The organism is Candidatus Brocadiaceae bacterium (genome assembly GCA_012728835.1).
Classification (GTDB): domain Bacteria; phylum Planctomycetota; class Brocadiia; order SM23-32; family SM23-32; genus JAAYEJ01.
Genome location: JAAYEJ010000045.1, coordinates 84,107 through 105,670 on the forward strand (window position 1 = coordinate 84,107; position 21,564 = coordinate 105,670).

Consider the following 21,564-nt stretch of genomic DNA (forward strand, 5'->3'; position numbering starts at 1 on the left):
AACCCGTTGGGGTGGAAACAAGCAATGGCGCAAGACCGCGAGAGACGCAGGAAGCTGCTGGGCCGGATCCTGAAAGAGATGAACCTGGTCACCGAGAGCCAGATTCAGGAAGCGCTCGCCATCCAGAAGCAGTCCGGCGGCGCCATCGGCGAGGTCCTTGTCGAGCGCGGCTACATCACGCGGGACGACCTGACCCTTGCGCTGGCCAGCCAGGCCGGCATGGAAGTGGTCGAACTGGATGACCTGGACATCCCCGCCGAGGTCATCAGCCGCGTCTCCCCCTCGGTCGCCCAGGTCTACAAGGTCGTGCCCGTCCGCTTCCGCGACGGCGTGCTCACCGTCGCCCTGGCCGACCCGACACACCTGAAGACCCTGGACGACCTGCGCTTCCTGCTCAACTGTGACCTGCGCGGCGCCGTGGCGACCCCCGCCTCCGTCGACCGCGCGATGAGGAAGTACTACGACACGCAGGAGAACGTCTCCGACGTCCTGAGCCAGCTCCAGGAAGACGTCGAGGAGGCGTTCCAGGACCTGCCCGACACGAGCCAGTCCATCGAGCTGGAAAGCCTCGAGGAAATGGCCAACATCGCGCCCGTGATTCGGCTCCTGAACCTGATCCTCCTGCAGGCCATCCAGGACCGCGCCAGCGACATCCACTTCGAGCCGTTCGAGGACGAGTTCAAGGTCCGCTACCGCGTCGACGGCGTCCTCTACGAAATGGTGCCCCCTCCCAAGCACCTCCACGTGGCCATCACCAGCCGTATCAAGGTCATGACCGGCTCCATGGACATCGCCGAGCGGCGCGTCCCTCAGGACGGCCGGATCGAGCTGAACATCCTCGGCAGCCCGGTCGACCTGCGTGTCTCCACCCTGCCCACGATGTTCGGCGAAAGCGTCGTGCTGCGCGTGCTGGACCGCCGCATGGTCGCGCTGGACGTCAACGAGCTGGGCCTGCGGCGCATCGACATGGACGGCCTGATGGCGCTGGTCAACCGGCCGCACGGCATCGTCCTGTGCACCGGCCCCACCGGCTCCGGGAAGACCACCACACTCTACGCGGCGCTCAAGGAGCGCAACGACATCGGCACGAAGATCATCACGGCCGAAGATCCCGTCGAATACGACATCGAGGGGATCATGCAGATGGAGGTCCACCCCGAGATCGGCGTGGAGTTCGCCACGGCCATGCGCTTCTTCCTGCGCCAGGATCCCGACGTGATCCTCGTCGGCGAGATCCGCGACCGCGAAACCGGCGAAATGGCCATCCAGGCCTCGCTGACCGGCCACCTCGTCTTCAGCACCCTCCACACCAACGACGCCCCGACGGCCATCACGCGTCTGATCGACCTGGGCCTGGAGCCCTACCTGATCAACGCCACACTCGAGGGCATCATCGCCCAGCGCCTCGTGCGCCGCATCTGCGCCAACTGCCGCGAGGAGTACGAGCCGACGCCCGACGCCATCCTGTCCATCGGTGTGCGCCCCGAAGACGTCAAAGGCAAGAAGTTCTACCGCGGCCGCGGCTGCGACCGGTGCAACAACATCGGCTACTACGGCCGTATGGGGGTCTTCGAGGTGCTCGTCATCAACGACGAGCTGCGCGAGATGATGCTCTCGGGCGCCTCGACGCAGGAGATCCGCTCGGCCGCCCGCCGCACCGGCTGCCGCTCCCTGCGCCAGAGCGGCCTGCTGGCCATCTACGACGGCCAGACCACCATCGAGGAGATCTCCCGCTCCACCATCGCCGAGTAACCGGCGGCACGAGGAGATCCAGATCGCTGGCATCCTCAGATTCGCCCCGAACGACGGCCCCAAAGACGCGCACGTCGCGGGCGCCGTGCGTGGCGGCGATACGGAGGATCGCTTCGCGTCTCTTCACTATGTCGGAGTAAGCAGCCATCGAATCCACCTTCACGGGAAACGATGCCGTTCTACCACCCGAGCCCGTGCTGCCTCCACCTGTCGATGGCCCGCTCACGCGCCGGCGAGAAGCATCTCGATGCCGCGGCGCACGATCATGACGCCGATGGCCGCCAGGAGCAGGCTGGCCAGCTTCGAGAGGGCCTTCGAGCCCGCCTTGCCCAGCACCCGGTTCAGCCCCGGCGAGACCCAGAACAGCCCCCCGGCGATCAGCACGTTCACCGTCAGCGCCGCGGCCGTCGGCACGATCCCGTGCTGATTCAGCAGCAGCAGGGACGTTGTCAGGACGGCCGGCCCTGCGATGAGCGGTACCCCGAGCGGCACGGCCCCCAGGCTGTCCGGATCGACCTGCCGCTCCGTCTTCTCCACCGTCACCAGGTCGCGCACGGACAGCACGAACAGCAGCGTGCCGCCGGCCACCATGAAGTCGGCGATCGAGACTCCCAGCAGCGCGAGCACCGCCTTGCCCACGGCCAGGAACAGCAGCCCCACGGCCAGGGCGACCACCAGCGATTGCAGGATGATCCGATGCAGGCGCGGCCCGCTCAGCCCCTCCGTCAGCCCCACGAACATCGGCGTCACGCCCATGGCGTCCACGGCCACGAACAGCGGAACGAAGCAGAGCCAGAAGTCCCTCACGGCCGCCCCTCCCCTTCCGGCGCCTCCACGTCCAGCAGCCGCGCGATCAGCCCCGGCAACTCGCACGCGCTCTGCGCCAGGGCATCGGCGGCCGACAGATCCGCGGCGGTGCCCATGCCGTAGGTGACGCCGATGGCGGGCAGACCGCCGGCGTGCGCCGCGTCCACGTCGATCTCGCGGTCGCCGACCATCACGGCCGGGCGAGCGGGCAGGCGCACGAGCAGTTCACGGATCATGGATGCCTTGCTGTCGCCGTCGCGCTCCAGGTGACGGATTGCGCTGAAGAACGGCCGCAAACCGAACCCGTCGACGACGGCGTCCACGTAGGGCTTCGGGCCGTTCGTGCAGATGGCCAGCGTCGTGCCCTGCGCGCGGAGGGCAGCGAGGACCTCCGGCACGCCCGGGTACAGCCCGCCGGCCTCGGTGACCAGAGCGGTCTCGCGGTCGTCCACCTCCGCCGCGATGCGCGGGCCGAGGTCCGGCCCGGCCAGGGAGCACAGCCAGGCGTGCAGTTCGGGCGTCGGCCGGCCGATGAACGGCCGGATCGCCTCGGGAGGCGGCGCCGGCAGGCCGTGCGCCTCGAAGGTGCGCTGCACGGCCGGCACCGTCACGACGTCCGCCCGGAAAAGCGTGCCGTCCAGGTCGAATATGGCAAGTCCCCTGCGCGTCATGACGCTCCTGTCCGTGATCCCCATCTCACCGTCGCGGCCACCACAGCATACGCGCACCCGCGGGCCGATGCACGTGCATGCGACACTTGCAGGAAGGGCCGCATTTGCGGATAATGTTCCGGCCCCTATCCTGCGTAAGGACCGCAGCATGCGATACGTCTCCACACGCGGCGGCGTGGCGCCGATCGCCTTCCAGCCGGCTGTGCTGATGGGGCTGGCTGACGACGGCGGCCTGCTGATCCCGGAGTCCATCCCCGACGTTTCCGACCGCCTCGACGACTGGCGGGCGCTGGACTATCCCGCCCTCGCGTTCGAGGTCATGCGCCTGTACGCCACGGATGTGCCGGACGAGGGACTGCGCACGCTGGTCGAGGCGACCTACGGGGCATCATACGGCGGGCCGGTTGCGCCCACGGTGCAGGCGGGCCCGCTGCACGTGCTGGAGCTGTTCCACGGGCCGACGCTGGCCTTCAAGGACGTCGCGCTGCAGTTCCTGGGCAACCTGTTCTCGCATATCCTCGGCCGCACGGGCCGCCGTCTGAACATCCTGTGCGCCACCAGCGGCGACACCGGCAGCGCCGCCATCTACGGCTGCCGCGGCCGCCCGGGCATCGACATCTTCATCCTGCACCCGCACGGACGCGTCTCGCCGATTCAGGAACGTCAGATGACGACGGTCCTGGACGAGAACGTCCACAACATCGCGATCGAGGGCATCTTCGACGACTGCCAGGCCATCGTGAAGACGCTCGCCTCGGACCTCGAGTTCAAGGCGGCCGCCTCGCTCGGGGCCGTCAACTCCATCAACTGGGCGCGCGTGCTGGCACAGATCGTGTACTACTTCCGCGCCTGCTTCGACACCTGTGCGGCCACCGGCGCCGACCGCGTCCGCTTCTGCGTGCCGACGGGCAACTTCGGCGACATCCTGGCGGCCTGGTACGCCCTGCGCATGGGCCTCCCCATCGAACGCCTGATCCTGGCCACGAACGAGAACGACATCCTGGCCGGCTTCTTCCGCACCGGACGCTACGAACGCGGCGCGCTCCACAGAACCCTGGCCCCGGCGATGGACATCCAGGTCTCCAGCAACTTCGAGCGCTACCTCTATCACCGGGTCGGACGCGACGCCGGCCGGCTCCGCACGCTGATGCAGGAGTTCGCACGCTCGGGCGCCCTGGCCATCGATCCCGGGCCGGACGGCGTCGTCGATGCGGAGTTCGTTGCGGATTCATGCACCATGGACGACTGCCTGGACACGATCCGCCGCTGGCACCGGGACCACGGCTACCTGCTGGACCCGCACACGGCCGTCGGCGTGGCGGTCGCCGCGCGGCGCATCGCCGCGCGGCAGGATGCCGGCAGCCCCATCGTCTGCGTCGGCACGGCCCATCCGGCCAAGTTCCCGGACGCCATTCGCCGGGCCACGGGCCGGGACCCGGCGCCTCACCCGGCCATCGACGCCCTCATGGACCGGCCGACGCGCTGCGCTGTGCTCCCCAACGACCCGGAGGCCGTCCGTCGGGCCATCCTCAGCGCCCTGGCGTGAGAGGGCGCAGCTGGCCAGGACTCGGTGCGCGCGCGGTCCCTTTGCGCGTGCCGGACTCGGGCAGTATAATCGCCTCGGGCCGGCATCCGCCGTGTGTCCACTCTCGAATCGGCCTGCGGACGGCCGGCGACCGGCCGGATTGCGGAGCAGTATCATTATGACACAGCTTCAGACTGCCAGAGACGGCCGGATCACCCCCCTCATGCGCGAGGCCGCCGCCGCCGAGGGCCTGGAGGCGGAGGAACTGCGCCGGCGGATCGCGGACGGTTCCGTGGTCCTGCCGGCCAACGTCGCCCGACCCGGCCTCCGCGCGGTGCCCATCGGCGCAGGGCTCCGCACGAAGGTGAATGCCAACATCGGCACCTCGCCGGACGGTGGGAGCATGGCGGGGGAGCTGGAGAAGCTCCGGCGCGCCGTCGAAGCCGGCGCCGATGCCGTCATGGACCTGAGCACGGGCAGCGATCTGGACGCCGTGCGGGATGCGGTGGCGGCGCACTGCCCGGTGCCGCTGGGCACGGTGCCCATCTACCAGGCCGCCATCGAAGCCGGCGGGCCGGAGAAGCTGACCGCCGCCGGCTACCTGAGGGCATTCGAACGGCACGCGGCCGGCGGCGTGGACTTCGCCACCGTGCATGCGGGCGTCCGGCGGGCCGCCATGCCGCTGGTCGAACGCCGCGTAATGGGCGCCGTCAGCCGGGGCGGCGTCTTCCTGCTCAAATGGATGGCCGCGCACGGACGGGAGAGCTTCCTGTACGAGCAGTTCGACGACGTCCTGGCGATCGCCCGTGCGCACGACGTGACGATCAGCCTGGGCGACGGCCTTCGGCCCGGCTGCATCGAAGACGCGACCGATGAGGCCCAGCTTCACGAGCTGTCCGTGCTGGGCGAGCTGACTCAGCGCTGCCGCGAGGCGGGCGTGCAGGTCATGGTCGAGGGGCCGGGACACGTCCCGTTGAACGAGATCGAGCGGAACGTGCGCCTGGCCAAGGAACGGTGCGCCGGAGCGCCGTTCTACGTGCTCGGCCCGCTGCCGACGGACGTGGCGCCCGGCTTCGACCACGTGGTGGCCGCCATCGGCGGCGCGCTGGCGGGCGCCCATGGGGCCGACTTCCTCTGCTACGTCACGCCGAAGGAACACGTGGGGCTGCCGGGCCCCGAGGACGTGGCCCAGGGCGTGACGACGGCCCGCATCGCGGCCCACGTCGCAGACGTGGCCAAGGGCGTCCGAGGCGCCCGCGAGTGGGACGGCGCCATGGCCCGGGCCCGCGCCGCACGCGACTGGAGCGCCATGGCCGAGCATGCGCTGAGCCCCGACCGGTTCTCCGAGATGCTGGCCGGCGAGAAGAAGGAAGACCGCTGCTCCATGTGCGGCGAGTTCTGCGCCGTCAAACTCTACATGGACGACCTCGGCAGGCGGACAGAGGGCTGAGGGCGCCGTTCGGGCGGACGGGGGCGCGAATCCCCCGGGCTGCCGGGGAGGACATATGGGGAGCTTCGACACGGATGTCTCGGTTCTCAGGGAAGAGATCGCCGAGCTGCGGCACACGCGCAACGCCGTCATCCTCGCGCACTACTACCAGCGGCCGTCGGTCCAGCACATGGCCGACTACACCGGCGACTCCCTGGAGCTGAGCCGGATCGCTGCCGAGACGAGTGCGGACGTCATCGTCTTCTGTGGCGTGCGCTTCATGGCCGAGACGGCCGCCATCGTCAACCCCACGCGCACCGTTCTGCTGCCCGAGCCGGCGGCGGGATGCGGCCTGGCCGAGATGGCCGGCGCGGAACTGATCCGGCGCAGACGCGGCGAACTCCCCGCCAACACCGCCGTGGTCAGCTACGTCAACACCTCCGCCGAGGTCAAGGCGGAATCCGACATCTGCTGCACCTCCGCCAACGCGGTCGCCGTCGTCGAGTCCCTCCCCCACGAACACATCCTGTTCGTCCCGGACCGCAACCTGGCCTCATACGTGGCCGAACAGACCGATAAGCACATCATCCCCTGGGACGGGCACTGCTACGTGCACGATCCCAACATCAGCACGGGCACCGTGCGCGAGCTGAAGCGCCTCCACCCGCACGCCGTCGCCATGGCCCATCCGGAGTGCAATCCCGCCGTGCGACGTCTGGCGGATTTCGTCGGCAGCACCTCCCAGATGCTTCGCTACGCGGCCGAATCGGAGAAGGACTCGTTCATCGTCGCCACCGAAGAGGGGTTCGTCCAGACCCTGCTGGACCGCAATCCGCAGAAGGAGTTCTTCTCGACCGGGAGCGTCTGCGCGTCCATGCACCTGACCACGCTGACATCCGTCCGCCGGGCCCTCGACCGCATGAGCAACGTCATCCGGGTGCCCGAACCCGTGCGGGAGAAGGCGGCCGCCGCGCTGAACCGCATGCTGGAAGTCCGGTAGATGCCCGCCGCCCGGCCGCTCGAGGCGGGGGGAGAGCGCCCATGACGACCGCCATCGGCATCGACGTGGGCAGCGCCGCCGTGAAGGTGATGGCCCTTGTCGACGGACGCCCCGCAGCCTGGCTGGAGGAGCCCACCCGCCCCGCCGTGGCCGAGCAGAGCCGCGCGCTCGCAGGGCAGGCGCTCGACCGGATGGGCCTGTCGGCCGGCGCCGAGGCCGTGCCACTGTGTGCCACCGGCTACGGCCGCAACCTCGTGCCCGGCGCCCGCACGCGCATCAGTGAGATCATGGCCAACGCGGCCGGCGCCGCCTGGCTGGCCGACCACTGGGCGGAGCTGCGCGGCCTCTTCGGCGCCCCGCCGAACCCCCCGCACCTCGGCGGAGGCTTCCGTACCATCCTGGACGTGGGCGGCCAGGACAACAAGGTCATCGTCCTGGATCCGGACGGCATGATCCGCGACTTCTTCATGAACGACCGATGCGCGGCGGGCACGGGACGCTTCCTGCAGGTGATGGCCCGGGTGCTGGAACTGGACCTGGCCGGCCTGGACGATCTGGCGCTGTGCGCCGGGAAGCCGGCGCCCATCACCAGCGCCTGCACCGTCTTTGCGGAGTCCGAGGTGATCTCCCTCCTGGCCGAGGGGGTGGCCCGCGAAGAGGTCGCCGCCGGCGTGTTCGCCAGCGTGGCCGCCGGCGTGGCCGCCCTGCCGGCCGCGGGCGCCTGGCAGGAACCGCTGCTGTTCGACGGGGGGCCCTCGCGCAGCCGCGCCCTGCAGGCGGCCCTGGCCCACCGGCTGGGCATCCAGCCGGCCGTGGCGCCCTGCGGCCAGTTCACCACGGCGCTGGGGGCCTGCCTGATGGCGGATGCCGCTGCCGGATGACCGTTGGACTCTGCGCGTTCAAGGGTTATGATCGACAGAAGGCTGCATGAGGCAACGGGCCACTGGTTCCTGAGGGGGGGGCTGATGAAACGGGCAGTCTGCGTGATACTGGCGATCGGTCTGGCTGCCGCCGCAGCGGCGGCCCAGCAGGGGACGGCCGCCCCCGTCGTGGGGGAGGTCAAGATCCCCGTGCGCCACTACAAGAGCCTGTCGCCCAACGTCGTCTACCGCGCCGCACTCGACGGCGTGAACGCCGACGTGCGCTTCCGCGACGCGTACGCGGGCCGGGCCGACGTGCCCGCGGGGCTCGGCACCGTCAGGGCCCGGGGCGGCGACCATCCCGTCGCCGTCGCCTTCCGCACCCAGGCCGGACTGCTGTGCCTGGTGCCGTCCACCGGCCTGGAGGCCCTGCGGAACCTGTTCCGCCTGCCGCCGCAGCAGCCGCTGACGCCGCAGGTGCTCCGAGGCCCCCTGGCCGTGAACGCAGGCCAGCAGATCACGGTCGAAGGCGCCCTGGTCGGCAAGGGAACCGCTCAGAAGCTGGTGCTGGTCGACTCCGTGTTCACCTACGACGCCCAGGTCCCCGAGGTCCAGCGCGAGGTGGAGCTGCTCTGGCAGGGCGCGACTGCGCCCTTCGTGATCGACCGGCCCGGCCGTGTGGCCGTCTCCGTGCCGTGCGCGGCCGTGCCGGGGCAGACGGTCGAGGCCGCCGTCACCGTTGAGGCCCTGTCGCCCGATGCGCTCCTGGACCGCCTGGCCGCGGTCACGGCCGTCCGCGAGGGCCGGCCCGGCACGCGGAAGGCCTACGGGCAGTACGACGCCAACACCGTCTACCGCCATGCGTCGGCCGACAACCCCGTCAACGTGGACTTCACGGACACCGTCTCGGGCGTCTTTCGCACGGGCCTGCCTCGCGAACTCCTGACGGTCAGGGCGCTGCGCAACGACATGCTGGTCGACCTGCCGACCGGTCTCGCCTTCGAGGTGGCCAGCCAGGTGGTCTGCCTGGTGCCGTCGGACATGCCCACGCCGCTGGCGCGCGCATCCACGGCCGTCCCGGGCGAACGCGTGCGGATCCGCGGCACCACGGCCGGCCGCCGGGGCGGCTACTCGATCGTGTCGGTGGACTACGTGGGCTTCCCGGAGCAGGATGCGGAGGCTCGCGACGCCTGGCTGGTCCGGTTGGAGTGGCCGGGCACGCGGCCGAGGGAGTTCTGGGACTTCGGCCTCTACCGGCTCAGCGACCTGCCGTGTCCGGGCGCGCCGGCCCGCACGCAGGCGCTCCAGGTGTTCCTCAGCGAGTTCCGGCGGCTGGAGGTCGCCGTGCCGGTCCCTGCCGGGGCCGGCGCCGGGGGCTGAGGGCGCCCGCTCAGGACTGCGCGTCGGCGGCCAGTTCCCTGCCGCGCGCCATGGCGCGTTCGTTGAGGTCCAGCAGTTCCGGGCGCCGGCGGCCCAGCAGTTGGGCCATTGCGGCCTGGCATGCCTCGAGCCCGACCAGTTGCGTCAGGCGCAGGAGCGCGCCGAGCATGATGACGTTCGCGACGCGGACGTCGCCCATCTCGGCGGCGATCTCGGTGGCCGGCAGGCGCACGAGCCGCCGGGCGGCCCCCGCGCCGTCCGGGCCGACCACGACCGTCGAGGCGTTCACCAGCATCAGGCCGTCCGGCCTGAGCAGGGGCGCGAAGCGGTCGTAGGAGGGCTGGCTGAGGACCACGAGGGTGTCCGCCTGCTCCACCACGGGGCTGTAGATCGTGCCCGTGCCGATGACGATCTGGCAGTTCGCCGTGCCGCCGCGTACTTCCGCTCCGTAGGACTGCATGTAGGTGACGTTCTTGCCCTCATGCATGGCGGCGGTGCAGAGCAGCTTGCCCAGCGTCATGATGCCCTGGCCGCCGAAGCCGGCCACGATCAACCTGCATTCGTCCGTCTCGGGTAGAACGGCCACGTGCGGGAACCTCCAGTGGGGGCGGCTCACTGCCCGGCCTTCACGTCGCGGATGATCCCGACGGGGAAGGTCTTCGTCAACTCATCCTGAACGTAACGGCATGCCTCGGCCGGCGTCATGCGCCAGTAGGTCGGACAGGGCGAGAGCACTTCGATCAGGGCGAACCCGACCCCGTCCATCTGGTAGCGGAAGGCCTTCTTCAGCAGGGCCTTGGTCCGGCGGATGCTGGACGGGTCGGCCAGCATGGTGCGCGCCAGCAGGGCCGGAGCGTCCAGCCGGTCCAGGAGTTCGCAGACGCGGATGGGGTAGCCCATCTCCACGTCGCGGCCCCGCGGGCTGGTCGTCGTCTTCTGGCCGATCAGAGTCGTCGGCGCCATCTGGCCCTGGGTCATGGCGTACACGGTGTTGTTGATGAAGATCACGGTGATCTTCTCGCCCCGGTTGGCGGCGTGGATGGTCTCGGCCATGCCGATCGAGGCCAGGTCGCCGTCGCCCTGGTAGGTGAAGACCACCTTATCCGGATGAATGCGCTTGATGGCCGTGGCCACCGCGGGGGGGCGGCCGTGCGCCGCCTCGCTCCAGTCGATGTCCACGTAGTCATAGGCCAGCACGGCACAGCCGACGGGGGCGATGCCGATGGTCCGCTCGCGGATGTCCAGCTCGGCGAGCAACTCGGCCAGCAGGCGGTGCATGATGCCGTGGCCGCAGCCGGCGCAGTAGTGCGTGCTGACGTCCAGAAGCGCCCCGGGGCGCTCGTAAAGGGCGTCGCGGGCGGTCTTCTGCACATCCTGTGTACTCATCTGCCCCTTCCTCCGGGCCTCAGGCGAAGAAGTCCTCGATCGCGCGCACGACCTCGGCGGCGGTCGGCACGCGGCCGCCCATCCGGCCCAGCAGTCTCACGGGCGTGGCGCCGTCAATGGCCAGACGCACGTCCTCGATCAGTTGGCCGGCGCTCAGTTCCACGCTCAGCACCCCGCGCGCCCCCTGGGCCTGCCGGGCCAGGGCGGCATACGGGAACGGCCAGAGCGTGATCGGCCGGAACAGGGCGACGCTCAGCCCCAGCGAGGCGGGCGGCTGTTCCACAACCTGGCGACAGATGCGCGCCGGCGTGCCGTAGGCCACCAGCACGACGTCGGCGTCCGGCGGGCCGACCTGCTCAGAGCGCGTCTCCTCCGCGCAGATGCGGTCATACTTGGCCTGGATGCGCTCGTTCAGCTCGGCCAGGGCGTCCACCGTGTGGCGGTAGGAGCGGATGGTGTTCCGCGCACGGCCGGGCTCGCCGGTCAGCGCCCAGGGCTTCTCCGGAGGCGACGGGGGCGGCAGGTGGTCGAAGCGCGTCGGCTCCATCATCTGGCCCAGCAGCCCGTCGCTGAGCACCACGACGGGGTTGCGGTAACGGTCTGCAAGGTCGAACGCGTCGTAGGTCAGGTCGCAGACCTCCTGCACGGACGCCGGCGCCAGGCAGAGCGTGCGGTAGTCGCCATGGCCGCCGCCGCGCGTGCTCTGGAAGTAGTCGCCCTGGGACGGGGCGATGTTGCCCAGCCCCGGCCCGCCCCGCTGCACGTTCACGATGACGGCGGGCAGCTCGCTGCCGGCCAGGTAGGAGATGCCTTCCTGCTTCAGGCTGACGCCCGGGCTGCTGGACGAGGTCATCGTCCGCGCGCCGGCCGCCGATGCGCCGTAGACCATGTTGATGGCCGCCACTTCGCTCTCGGCCTGGATGAAGGTGCCGCCGCGCAGCGGCAACTGGTCCGCCATGAAGGCGGTCAGCTCGTTCTGCGGGGTGATCGGATACCCGGCGTAGAGCCGGCAGCCCGCGCGGATGGCCGCCTCGCCCGCCGCTTCGTTGCCGCTGATGAGAACCCGTCCTTCGTTGTCCTGCACGGCCTTATCCTATCCTGTTGCAGTGCCGGGGACTATTTCGTCGCGGACGCGTCCGCCTTGCCGGTCCGGCGGCCGATGCGAAACACCTCCACCGCCGCGTCGGGACAGACCGCCGTGCACCGCAGGCAGCCGGTGCACTCCACGTCGGGCTGGACGACGGCCGCCTGCACGCCGCGCTTGTTCGGGCGGGGGTCAATGACCAGCTTGCCGTGCTCGCAGAACGCCACGCAGAGGCCGCAGCCCTTGCAGTAGCGCTCCAGGATGATGACCTCGAATCGTCTATCTGTCATAGCGCGGTTGCCCTCTCCAGTCCAACTTGTTCTCCAGCGTGCTGAAGAAGGCGTTCCTTCCCGTTTGAATCAGCTTGAGCGGGCGGTCCGCCTTGCGCACGCGGACCGCGTCGCCTTCGCGCAGTTCCTCGTTCACCTGGCCGTCTACGGTCAGGCCCGGACGCTCGGCCCACTGCCGCGGCACGATGGCCAGCGTCAGGTGCGCGGGCAGCACCAGCGGGCGGTTGCTCAGGGTGTGCGGGCAGATGGGGGCAACGACCATGGCCTCCATGTCCGGGTGCACGATGGGACCGCCGGCCGCCAGGCTGTGCGCCGTCGAGCCCACGGGCGTCGCCACGATCAGTCCGTCGGCACGGTAGGTCACCATCGGCTCGCCGCCCACCTCCAGGTCCAGCGTGATGATGCGCGAGAGCGACGTGCGGCCGACGACCACGTCGTTCAGCCCGACGGTCGAGAGCACCGTTTCGCCGTCCCGCACCAGTTCGCAGGCCAGCATCATGCGGTCAACCACCAGGCAGCGCCCGTCCAGGACGTCGGCGAGCACGGCCTGACTGCTCTCGGCGTCCGTTTCGGTCAGGAAGCCGAACTTCCCCAGGTTCACGCCCAACAGCGGTATGCCGTGCGGCGCCAGATCGCGCGCGGCGCGCAGCACGGTGCCGTCGCCGCCGAGCACCAGGGCGAAATCGGCCCCGCCGGGCCCGACCGGGACCTCCAGGTCCAGGTCCACACGCACCTCGGCCCGCCGGGCCAGCCAGGGCTCGAGTTCGGCCACGGCCCTGTGGACGGCGTCCTTGGCGCGGTTTCCGACGATGATGACCTTCTTCGGTGCCATCGGCTCTCGCAGGGACGCCGCCTACTGCGCCGGCCCCTCGAACGGCTCCTCCTTCAGGTCTCCGTCGAGCGTCTCCACCAGCTTGCGGACCTTCAGCTCGGCCTCTCCCAGCAACGTCTGGCAGCGCTGGAAGGCGGCAATCCCTTCCTCGTACAGCCGCAGCGACTCGTCGAGGGTCAGGTTGCCCTCCTCGAGGCGTCGCACGATCTCCTCCAGCTTCCGGAGGGCCTCCTCGAAGGTCGGCGCCGCGTCCTCGGACGCCTGGCGGGCGCTCTCGTCGTCAGCCATCGGGAACCCCGGTCCTGGAGTGAACGCAGCCCGCCGGCATGTCCGCCGCCACACGCGGGCTCGTCGCCATTATAGTGTACGGCCCGGGGGCAATGGAAGCTCCCCCTTCACCGTCCCGGTGCCGGCAGGTCCGGTGGAGGGCCGGCGAGCACGTCCGGCCCGATTGCGCGGGGTGGCCGTTTGCGGTAACATGGCCGTTGTGGCGCCGGCGGCACGGCGGGGGCGTCCGGGGCGTGCGGAGAGCCATTTGCAGGGAGGCGCTGGGATGCCTGAACTGTTCTCGGCAAAGGAGCTGATCGAGGTGGCCATCCGGGAGGAGCATACCGGGGCCGTCTACTACCGGGCCGTGGCCGAGGCCGCGGGAACGGACGAACTGGCGGCGTTCGCCATGACCGTGGCCCACATGGAGGACGAGCACGAGGCCGAGTTCCGGTCGCTGCTGGAGAGCCTGGGGCCGCCGCGGCCGCCGGCGGAGTCCTACGAGGGCGAGTACGGGGCCTACATGGCCTATCTGCTGGAGGGCCGCATCTTTCCGACCGGGCGGGACGGGGTCGAACTGGCCCGAAACCAGCCCGACGACCGGTCGGCCGTCGAGACGGCCCTGGAGCTGGAGCGCAACACGCTCCTGTTCTACCACGAGATGCTGCCGTTCGTGCCCGAAGAGCACCATGACCTGCTCAACGGCATCATTGCGGAGGAGCGACAGCACGTGACGGACCTGGCCCGCTACCACCAGAGGCACTTCTGAACGTCGTTGCGGAAGTCGCGGCGGGCTCGAGGGAGTCCGCAACGTCCTCAACGGCCGCCGGTTCCGTCAGGGGGGCCGCCTGGGCGTCCATGTGCCCGGCGATGCGTTCCAGCGCGTCGCGGATCTGCGTCAGCAGCTCCTGCCGGTCGTCCGCAACGGCCCGCATCTGCTCCACGTGCCGGTCGTTCAGGGCGGCCTGCAGGCTCGCGCGGACGGACACGACGGTGGCGAAGAAGGCCAGGATCAGGCAGATGAGCCATCCCATCATCTGAGTCGTGTTCATTTCGTCTCCCCTTCCTGTGGAATTCGGGCGGGCGGGGCCTGCACGGGGGCTCCGGGGCCGTCCGCACTGGCGAACTGCATGCGACAGAGCCGGAAGTACTCGCCCTGCAGGGCCAGCAGTTCCTCGTGCGTGCCCTGTTCCACGATCCGGCCGCGGTGGAGGACCACGATGCGGTCGGCATGGCGCACCGTGGACAGGCGGTGGGCAATGACCAGCGTCGTGCGGCCCTCCATGAGCGTCCCGAGCGCCTTCTGGACGAGCATCTCGGACTCGGCGTCCAGGCTCGACGTCGCTTCGTCCAGGATCAGGATGGGGGCGTTCTTCAGCAGGGCACGGGCGATGGTGATGCACTGCCGCTGGCCGCCCGAGAAGCGGTCGCCGGCCTCCCCGGCGACCGTCTCATAGCCCTCCGGCAGGCCGCGGATGAACGCGTCGATATTGGCGGCGGCCGCCGCCTGGCGCACCTCCTCGTCGTCGGCGCCCGGCTTCCCGTAGCGGATGTTCTCGGCGATGGAGCGGTTGAACAGGAACGGATGCTGCCCCACGATGGCGATCTGATCCATCAGGCTGTGGCGGCCCACATGGCGCACGTCGATGCCGCCGACCAGCACGGCGCCGTCGGTGACGTCGTAGAAACGGGGGATCAGGTCCAGCAGGGTGCTCTTGCCGGCCCCGGTCTCGCCGACGATGGCGTAGGTCTTGCCGGCCGGCACGAAGAGGCAGATGTCCTTCAGAACGGGTTCGTCGCCGTATGAGAACCAGACGTTGCGGTACTCGATGCCGTTGCCGACCGAGTCCAGGTCCACCGCGTCGGGGGCATCGCGGATGTCCGGTTCGGAGTCGACGATCTCGAACAGGCGGTTGACGCTGGCCGTGCTGCGCTGGAGCGAGTTGTAGGCCTTGACGATGCGGCGCACCCGGCCCTCGATCAGGCCCAGCGCGATGATGCAGCCGAGGGCCTCCTTCAGCTGCAGGCCGCGGTTGGCGACCAGCCAGTCGGCCACCATGAGCACCAGCGTCGTGGCCAGGACGCCTCCCAGGAAGTGCGGCAGCACGCCGGCCCAGGCCTCGCTGCGGACGAGCTTGAGGGCCCGCTGCACCTGGGCATGGTTCCGCGTCCGGAACTCCTCGCGCTCCGCCGTCTCCATGTGGAAGGCCTTGACCACGCGGATGCCGTTGAGCATCTGTGTGACGGCATCGGTCACATCGGCCAGCCTTTCCAGCATCTTGCCGGCTCGGCGCCGGATGCGGGAGCCGAAGCGGCTGATGACGAAGATGAACGGCGGGGCGGTCAGCGACGAGATCAGGGCCAGTTCGGGGCTGTACCACAGGGCCAGGCCAATGAACATGACCAGCATGAGCGGGTCCATGATGATCTTGCTGAAGATCACGCCGAGCGCCGTCTCGGTGCGGCTGATGTCGTTCGTGAGGCGGCTGACGATGTCGCCCGTGCGGTGGCGCGCGAAGTAGCTCAGGGACAGATCGCTGAGGCGGTCGAAGACGGCCACGCGCATGTCCGCAAGCACGTTCCAGACCACGCGCCCGCTCAGGTACTCCTGCAGGAAGCCCGCCGCCAGGAACGGCGGGCCGATGGCGAACAGCAGCACGAGGGCGATGCGTGTCAGGCTCAGATCATCCAGGAGCCAGGCGGAGACCCTCCGCACGATGGGCAGGCCCAGGAACCACTCCTTCGTCTTCTCCCTCAGGCCGGTGAAGGCCGGCTCCTGCGCGCCGTCGTGCCCGTCTTCCTCCGGCATGGGCGCGACCTCCGCCGGGACGACGGGCTCCGCGATCCGATCCGCCTGGACCGCCTGTGCGGGGGCGCCGTCGCTCCGGAATGCGTCGATCAGCGGATGGATCAGCAGCACCGCGCAGAGGGCGGCGGCCGAGTAGACCATCATGCAGCAGAGCGCCAGCACGATGGTCCGCCAGTAGGCGAACCCGTAGCGGTAGAAGCGCAGGAGATTCCTGTAGCTCTGTCCGGCACGTTCACGCATCGGGACGATGACCTGACAAGGTGACGCAGAAAGAGACACGGCCCGCCGGGCCGGCCCCGGGCCGTCCTGAGGCGACGATCATAACCGGCCCCGCGCCCGACGGTCAAGCCGGCGGCCGTCCGGCCAGGGGCAGGTCCAGTTCCATGACGGTGCCGTGCGGCGCGCTCCGGCAGACGATCGAGCCGCCCGCCTGACGCAGGCGCTCCCGCACGATGCTCAGCCCCAGGCCGGTGCCGCCGGGCTTGGTAGTGAAGGCGGGCTCGAAGACCCGCTCCAGCAGTTCCCCGGGGATGCCCACGCCCGTGTCCGCAACCGAGGCCGTCAGCCGGCCGTCGGCCGACTGCGCCGAGACCCGCAGCCGCCCACCCTCCGGCATCGCCTCCAGGGCGTTGAGCAGCAGGTTGAAGAGGACCTCCTTCAGCTCGTCCTCGTTCGCCGCGACCGGGAGCAGGTCCTCCGGCAGGTCGGTCTCCAGGCGGCAGCCGCGCCGCTCGAACTCGTGGTGCAGCACCTGCAGAACGGTCTGGAGCACATCGGCGAAGTCGGCGGCGCGATCCCCGTCTGCGGGCGCCCGGGCATAGCGGAGCAGGCCGCTGACGGTGCGGTTGAGGCGGTTGATCTCCTCGACGATCAGATCGCTCTCCTCCACCTCGATCCCGCGCGCCTCCAGGTCCTCGGCCAGGCACTGGACCAGCGACTTGATGGAGCTGAGGGGGTTGCGCACCTCGTGGGCGACGCTGGCGGCCAACTGCCCCAGGCTGACCAGCTTCTCCCGTCCATAGAGGCGGCGCTGGAGCCGCATCGTCTCCTGGATCAACTCCGCCCGGCCCATGGCGTCGGCGATCCGGTTCGCCATGACGACCAGTTGCTCCGAGGCGTCCTCGCTCAGCGGCAGCACGGCCGGCGACCGCCCGACGGCAATCAGGCCGCAGTGGCGCCCGGCCTGCACGACCGGGTAGACGCTGTAGGCCCCCAGCTTCCGCATCGCCGTCAGACAGGGCGCGTTGCGGACCTCCTGGCGCTCCAGCCAGGCGGACCCGGACGTCTCGCAGACGGCGAGGATCGCGTCGAAGTCGGCCTCGGAGAACGTGCGCGGCGTCCGGCTGCCGTAACGGGCGATCCGGTCCTCGCGGCGCAGCAGGATCGTGGCGCTGCGCACCCTGCAGCCGTCCCGGATGGCCCGACAGACGCGTTCGAGGGCCTTCTGCGGCTCGACCATGGGGTCCGCCAGCACGTCCTGATTGACCACGCTCAGCCGCTGTGCGGCGTCGGCGCTGCGGGGGAAGACCACCAGCCGCAGCAGCCGGCGCAGTCCGTCGCCCATGCGGGGGAACAGGTAGACGAGCCCGATCACCAGGATCGCCTCGACCAGGGGCGTGTTGAGTCCCTCCACGCGCTGCCCGAGCCAGAGCGACAGCTCGCGGATCAGGACGTAGTAGATGCCGATGGCCAGAAGGGTCAGGAACGCGTAGAAGATGCTGCGGCGCAGGACGAACTCGAGGTAGTTGTGCCGGTAGACGTAGTAGGCGAAGACGACGCCCGGGAACAGCGCGGCCAGGCCGACCATCAGGTCGCCCTCGGACGCCGGCCGCAGCGCCGCCGCCTGGCCCTCCATCAGCAGGGGGCTGGCCATCAGGGCCCCGGCCACCAGCACGATGCCCCAGAACAGCATCCGGAACAGGCGCTCCTCGTGCACGTCCCGCACGCGCCGGACCTGCCGGAAGCAGACCCATGCGCTCGAGACCAGCGAGAGGGCCAGCCAGGCGGCGAAGGCGCGACCCGCCGGCCCGGCGCTGACCGGCGCCAGGCGGGCCTCGCCCCCGATGATGTGCACCAGGAGGACGGCGAACGGCAGCACCGGCAGAACCAGCGCCCCGCCCAGCAGCCCCAGGACCCGGCCCGGCAGCCGCCGCTTCCGCTCGTGGAAATACAGGAGCGCCATCAGAAGAAGAAGGCTGGGCACCACGGCCACGCCCAGGCAGCAGAACACGTCCGTCACCCGCACGATGGCCGCCGGGCGACGGCCGATCAGAAGCTCCGCCGACCGGTCCAGCGCGTTGCCCAGATACCAGAGCCCCGCGCTCGCACCCAGGAACAGCAGGATCATCTCGCTGGCCGTCTTGCCGCGCCGGCGCACCACCAGGCCCGTCAGGACGCCGTAGAGCACGGTGCCGAGGATGTAGACGATTGTGGACGCGATGGCGGCCATGGCCACCGTATGCTATCCCTGCCAGCCGAACCTGTCAACGCGGCCGGCCGGCCGGCCCAAGACGCCGATTGACAGCGGTGGAGTCCTGCTCCTACAATCACCTGTGATTCTCCAGGGAGGGGGGAAGGTGCCGGAACAAGCGTCAACGCCCGAAGGGCTCCGACGGGGTTCGGTCGTCGGCGGCCTGACCCTGGCCGACTGCCTCACGACCGACCAGTTCAGCTCCCTGTGGCTCGCCCGACCCCCCAGGGATGCCCGGCCCGACACCTGCATCCGCGCGATCCCCGTCGCCAACCTGCAGACCCCCCGGGCCCAGGCGCGGCTGACCGAGGAACTGACCTTCTGGCAGGACCTCTCCGGCCGCTGCGCGGTCGACCTGTACGACCGCCGTCCGGACCGCCGGCACTACGTCATGGTCATGCGGTACATCCCCGGGGGCTCGCTGGCCGACCACCTCGGGGACGCCGATACGGACGACCGGATCGAGCACCTCGCCCTGGACTTCGCCTCGGCCCTGCGGGAACTCCACGGGGCGACCGGCGCTCACGGAAACCTGAAGCCGTCGAACGTCTTCGCCCTCCCGGGCGGCGGCGTCCTGTTCAGCGACTTCGCCATCGGCCTGTGGGCCGACGAGTGGGAACGGGGGTGCAGCGCCCTCGAACCCCACCTGATCCACCCCTATCAGGACCCGCAGCAGCGCGCAAACGTCCGGGACTTCGATACGCGCTCGGACGTGTACGCCTTCGGCCGCATCCTGCAGCACCTCCACACGGGCGTCCAGCCGGACCTCGCCGCCCCCGCGCCGCCCATCGATGAGAGCCGGTGGCCCGGGCGGCTGGGCTCGATCGTCCAGAGGTGCCTGGCCCCCGAGCGCGCCGACCGGCCCGCGGACGGGTTCGAGCTGTTCGACGTTCTCAGCAGCAGCATCGTCCTGGTGGTGGGCGACGGGCCGGCCGGCCCGGCCTTCCAGGACACACCGGCGCGCGAGACGGACCCGGGCGCCCTCCGGGAGGAGGCCAGCCGGCTCTCCGAGGAGGGCCGGCTGGCTGCCGCGCTGGACATCCTGGAGTCGCTGCCGCCCGACACCGAAGGGGTGACCGCGCTGATCGACGAGATCGAGCGCCGGCACCAGGCATGTGAGACCCTCCTTCAGGAGGCCGTGAGCCTGGCCGAGATGGGCAAGCCGGAATCCGCCCTGGATACGATTGCCCGGGCCGAGTCGCTCTGCGCGGACAGCGACACCCTGCTGGCGATCAAGGCGGACCTCGCCGTCACCGTGGCCTCCACCGCGCGGGAGACGGCCGCCTCCGCAGAGGACGTGGCCGCCCCGCGCGAGGCGCTCCCGCAGCCGCTCGTGGACGCGCTGGAGTCAGAACGATACCCGGTGGCCCGCACGCACCTGGAGACGTTCATCCTGGCCGGCCCCCTGAGCGACGAAGGTCTTGCCGCCGTCGCCCGCTTCCGCAAGGGGCGAATGCACAGAGCGTTCTGCGACAGCATCGCCGAGGCCCGCCGCCTCTACGTGCTGGGCTATCGCCGCAAGGCCGGCCGGGCCTGGCTGGAGGCCGCCGCCTGGCTGCCCAACGGGCCGGAGCGCAGTCGTCTGCGCGCCATCGCGGCCGCCGCCGAGCGCGGGACCCTCGTGCTGGACGTGGACGCACTGGGCCTGGCCGACCTGCCGCCGGGGGAGGCTGCAGCGCGCTTCGCCGACGCCCGGCCCTTGCGCCCCCTGCTTGTCGCCGTCGCGGTCATCCTGGTGCTGGCCGCCGCCCTGCTGCTGCTCACGACCTGCGCCGGGAACTGACCGCGCCGCTTCCCCCCGCTTCGGAATTCCCCTTGACGTCGTTGCCGTCGGCAGGCTATTATGAACATATGTTCAAAATGAGGCGCGGATGCCCAGGAACAAGAAACAGCGTTTCATCTGTCACAGGCCGCCCGTGACGGTGTTCAAGCCGGCGGGCGTGCCCACGCGGGCCCTGCAATGGGTGCGGCTGGGGCTGGACGGCTACGAGGCCATCCGCCTGGCCGACGCGCAGGGGCTGAGCCAGGAGGAGGTGGCCGAGCGGCTGGGGGTGTCCCGGCCGACGGTCAGCCGCATCCTGGCCGAGGCGAGGCGGACGGTGGCCCGGGCACTCTCGGAGGGCCACGCGCTGGCCATCGAGGGCGGGCCCGTGCAGTTCATGCCGCCGCCCTTCCCCGGACGCCCGGGCGGCCCGGGCCGGGGCCGGCACGGATGGGGCTGGCGACAAGGAGGAGGATAGAGCGATGCCATTGGGACAGGAACAAGGACAGGGACGCGGCGGGGGCGGACAGGGCGGCGGCCGGGGCCGGGGCGGCGGATTCGGCCTGGGGCCCGGCGGCCACTGCGTGTGCCCGAGCTGTGGCGCGCAGGCGCCGCACCAGCGCGGAACCCCCTGCTACCAGATGAAGTGCCCGAAGTGCGGAGCGCAGATGACGCGGCCGCGTTGACACGCGGGCGCGTTGACACGCGGGCGCGTTGACACGCGGGCGCGTTGACACGCGGGCGCGTTGACACGCGGGCGCGTTGACACGCGGGCGCGGTGAACTGAAATCGAATCGTTACCTTTTTCCATAGAGGAGGTCTGGCCATGCCAGGCGGAGACGGATCTGGACCGATGGGGATGGGACCGATGACGGGGCGCGCCGCCGGCTTCTGCGCCGGCTACAGCGTGCCGGGTTACATGAACGCGGATGGTCGCGGCGGCTGGGGCCGCGGGATGGGCTGGGGCCGAGGCCGTGGCGGCTGGGGTCGCGGCATGGGCTGGGGCCGAGGGTTCTGGGGCGCCGGCTACGCTCCCGCAGCCCCCGTGTGGGGCGCGCCGGCCTACGGCTACGCCGCCCCGTCGCGCGAAAGCCAGGCCGCGATGCTCAAGGACCAGGCCACGGCACTCGAGCAGCAGCTCGAGGAGATCCGGGCCCAGATCGAGGAACTTCAGAAGGAACAGGGCCGGTAGCCCGAGTTTCCGGCATGCGAAGGGGGGTCGCTCAGGCCCCCCTTCGGC

At 70.4% G+C, this 21,564-nt stretch carries 21 protein-coding genes; 10 read left to right on the forward strand and 11 right to left on the reverse strand.

Annotation, left to right across the window (positions count from 1 at the left end; translation table 11 throughout):
- The first annotated feature begins 24 nt into the window (after positions 1–24).
- The gene (gene tadA / locus GXY85_07175; GenBank protein ID NLW50613.1) at positions 25–1,752 is read left to right on the forward strand and encodes a Flp pilus assembly complex ATPase component TadA; all 1,728 of its coding nucleotides are present in this window, start codon (positions 25–27) and stop codon (positions 1,750–1,752) included.
- A 222-nt stretch (positions 1,753–1,974) separates the two neighbouring features.
- On the opposite strand, the gene GXY85_07180 is transcribed toward tadA, so the two are convergent.
- Positions 1,975–2,559 carry a MarC family protein gene (locus GXY85_07180; GenBank protein ID NLW50614.1) on the reverse strand — a complete coding sequence of 195 codons (585 nt, stop codon included), beginning with the start codon at positions 2,557–2,559 and terminating at the stop codon, positions 1,975–1,977.
- Positions 2,556–3,230, reverse strand: coding sequence for an HAD hydrolase-like protein (locus tag GXY85_07185; GenBank protein NLW50615.1), 675 nt, complete (start codon positions 3,228–3,230; stop codon positions 2,556–2,558). Before GXY85_07185 ends, GXY85_07180 begins: the two co-directional genes overlap by 4 nt.
- Before the next feature lie 148 nt (positions 3,231–3,378).
- On the opposite strand from GXY85_07185, the gene GXY85_07190 reads away from it, so the two are divergent.
- The 5 genes from GXY85_07190 to GXY85_07210 all read left to right on the forward strand — a co-directional run bounded on the left by GXY85_07190 (position 3,379) and on the right by GXY85_07210 (position 9,424).
- Positions 3,379–4,776, forward strand: coding sequence for a threonine synthase (locus GXY85_07190; protein NLW50616.1), 1,398 nt, complete (start codon positions 3,379–3,381; stop codon positions 4,774–4,776).
- Between the two features lie 157 nt (positions 4,777–4,933).
- Positions 4,934–6,205 (forward strand): phosphomethylpyrimidine synthase ThiC, encoded by a 1,272-nt coding sequence (gene thiC / locus GXY85_07195; GenBank protein ID NLW50617.1) that lies wholly within the window; start codon positions 4,934–4,936, stop codon positions 6,203–6,205.
- A 55-nt stretch (positions 6,206–6,260) separates the two neighbouring features.
- Positions 6,261–7,184, forward strand: a complete 924-nt coding sequence (gene nadA, locus GXY85_07200; protein ID NLW50618.1) for a quinolinate synthase NadA — start codon at positions 6,261–6,263, stop codon at positions 7,182–7,184.
- A 41-nt stretch (positions 7,185–7,225) separates the two neighbouring features.
- A complete protein-coding gene (locus GXY85_07205; GenBank protein ID NLW50619.1) occupies positions 7,226–8,065 on the forward strand; it encodes a hypothetical protein in 840 nt (279 codons plus the stop codon).
- An 84-nt stretch (positions 8,066–8,149) separates the two neighbouring features.
- Positions 8,150–9,424 carry a hypothetical protein gene (locus GXY85_07210; GenBank protein NLW50620.1) on the forward strand — a complete coding sequence of 425 codons (1,275 nt, stop codon included), beginning with the start codon at positions 8,150–8,152 and terminating at the stop codon, positions 9,422–9,424.
- Between the two features lie 10 nt (positions 9,425–9,434).
- On the opposite strand, the gene GXY85_07215 is transcribed toward GXY85_07210, so the two are convergent.
- The 6 genes from GXY85_07215 to xseB are packed head-to-tail and all read right to left on the reverse strand — an operon-like array spanning position 9,435 to position 13,304.
- On the reverse strand, positions 9,435–10,010 hold the full coding sequence (locus GXY85_07215) for a 2-oxoacid:ferredoxin oxidoreductase subunit gamma (protein ID NLW50621.1): 576 nt from the start codon (positions 10,008–10,010) through the stop codon (positions 9,435–9,437).
- A 26-nt stretch (positions 10,011–10,036) separates the two neighbouring features.
- Complete coding sequence (locus tag GXY85_07220; protein NLW50622.1) at positions 10,037–10,810, reverse strand: 2-oxoglutarate oxidoreductase; 774 nt, start codon at positions 10,808–10,810, stop codon at positions 10,037–10,039.
- 19 nt (positions 10,811–10,829) lie between these two features.
- Positions 10,830–11,894, reverse strand: coding sequence for a 3-methyl-2-oxobutanoate dehydrogenase subunit VorB (vorB, locus tag GXY85_07225; GenBank protein ID NLW50623.1), 1,065 nt, complete (start codon positions 11,892–11,894; stop codon positions 10,830–10,832).
- Positions 11,895–11,926: 32 nt separating this feature from the next.
- Entirely contained in the window at positions 11,927–12,184 is a 258-nt protein-coding gene (locus GXY85_07230; protein NLW50624.1) for a 4Fe-4S dicluster domain-containing protein, read from the reverse strand.
- Positions 12,174–13,016 carry an NAD(+)/NADH kinase gene (locus GXY85_07235; GenBank protein NLW50625.1) on the reverse strand — a complete coding sequence of 281 codons (843 nt, stop codon included), beginning with the start codon at positions 13,014–13,016 and terminating at the stop codon, positions 12,174–12,176. The genes GXY85_07230 and GXY85_07235 overlap by 11 nt, the downstream gene beginning before the upstream one ends.
- A 21-nt stretch (positions 13,017–13,037) precedes the next feature.
- On the reverse strand, positions 13,038–13,304 hold the full coding sequence (gene xseB, locus GXY85_07240) for an exodeoxyribonuclease VII small subunit (protein ID NLW50626.1): 267 nt from the start codon (positions 13,302–13,304) through the stop codon (positions 13,038–13,040).
- Between the two features lie 265 nt (positions 13,305–13,569).
- Here xseB and GXY85_07245 point away from each other — a divergent pair, with 265 nt between their 5' ends.
- Positions 13,570–14,052, forward strand: coding sequence for a hypothetical protein (locus tag GXY85_07245; protein NLW50627.1), 483 nt, complete (start codon positions 13,570–13,572; stop codon positions 14,050–14,052).
- On the opposite strand, the gene GXY85_07250 is transcribed toward GXY85_07245, so the two are convergent.
- The 3 genes from GXY85_07250 to GXY85_07260 form a co-directional block, all read right to left on the reverse strand.
- Positions 13,991–14,335, reverse strand: a complete 345-nt coding sequence (locus tag GXY85_07250; GenBank protein ID NLW50628.1) for a hypothetical protein — start codon at positions 14,333–14,335, stop codon at positions 13,991–13,993. The genes GXY85_07245 and GXY85_07250 overlap by 62 nt on opposite strands.
- The gene (locus tag GXY85_07255; protein ID NLW50629.1) at positions 14,332–16,332 is read right to left on the reverse strand and encodes an ABC transporter ATP-binding protein; all 2,001 of its coding nucleotides are present in this window, start codon (positions 16,330–16,332) and stop codon (positions 14,332–14,334) included. The genes GXY85_07250 and GXY85_07255 overlap by 4 nt, the downstream gene beginning before the upstream one ends.
- Before the next feature lie 103 nt (positions 16,333–16,435).
- Positions 16,436–18,547 (reverse strand): hypothetical protein, encoded by a 2,112-nt coding sequence (locus GXY85_07260; GenBank protein NLW50630.1) that lies wholly within the window; start codon positions 18,545–18,547, stop codon positions 16,436–16,438.
- Between the two features lie 121 nt (positions 18,548–18,668).
- Here GXY85_07260 and GXY85_07265 point away from each other — a divergent pair, with 121 nt between their 5' ends.
- The 3 genes from GXY85_07265 to GXY85_07275 all read left to right on the forward strand — a co-directional run bounded on the left by GXY85_07265 (position 18,669) and on the right by GXY85_07275 (position 21,516).
- Positions 18,669–20,345, forward strand: a complete 1,677-nt coding sequence (locus GXY85_07265) for a protein kinase (protein NLW50631.1) — start codon at positions 18,669–18,671, stop codon at positions 20,343–20,345.
- Positions 20,346–20,433: 88 nt separating this feature from the next.
- Positions 20,434–20,802 carry a DUF134 domain-containing protein gene (locus GXY85_07270; GenBank protein NLW50632.1) on the forward strand — a complete coding sequence of 123 codons (369 nt, stop codon included), beginning with the start codon at positions 20,434–20,436 and terminating at the stop codon, positions 20,800–20,802.
- 348 nt (positions 20,803–21,150) lie between these two features.
- A complete protein-coding gene (locus tag GXY85_07275) occupies positions 21,151–21,516 on the forward strand; it encodes a DUF5320 domain-containing protein (GenBank protein ID NLW50633.1) in 366 nt (121 codons plus the stop codon).
- Positions 21,517–21,564: the final 48 nt, after the last annotated feature.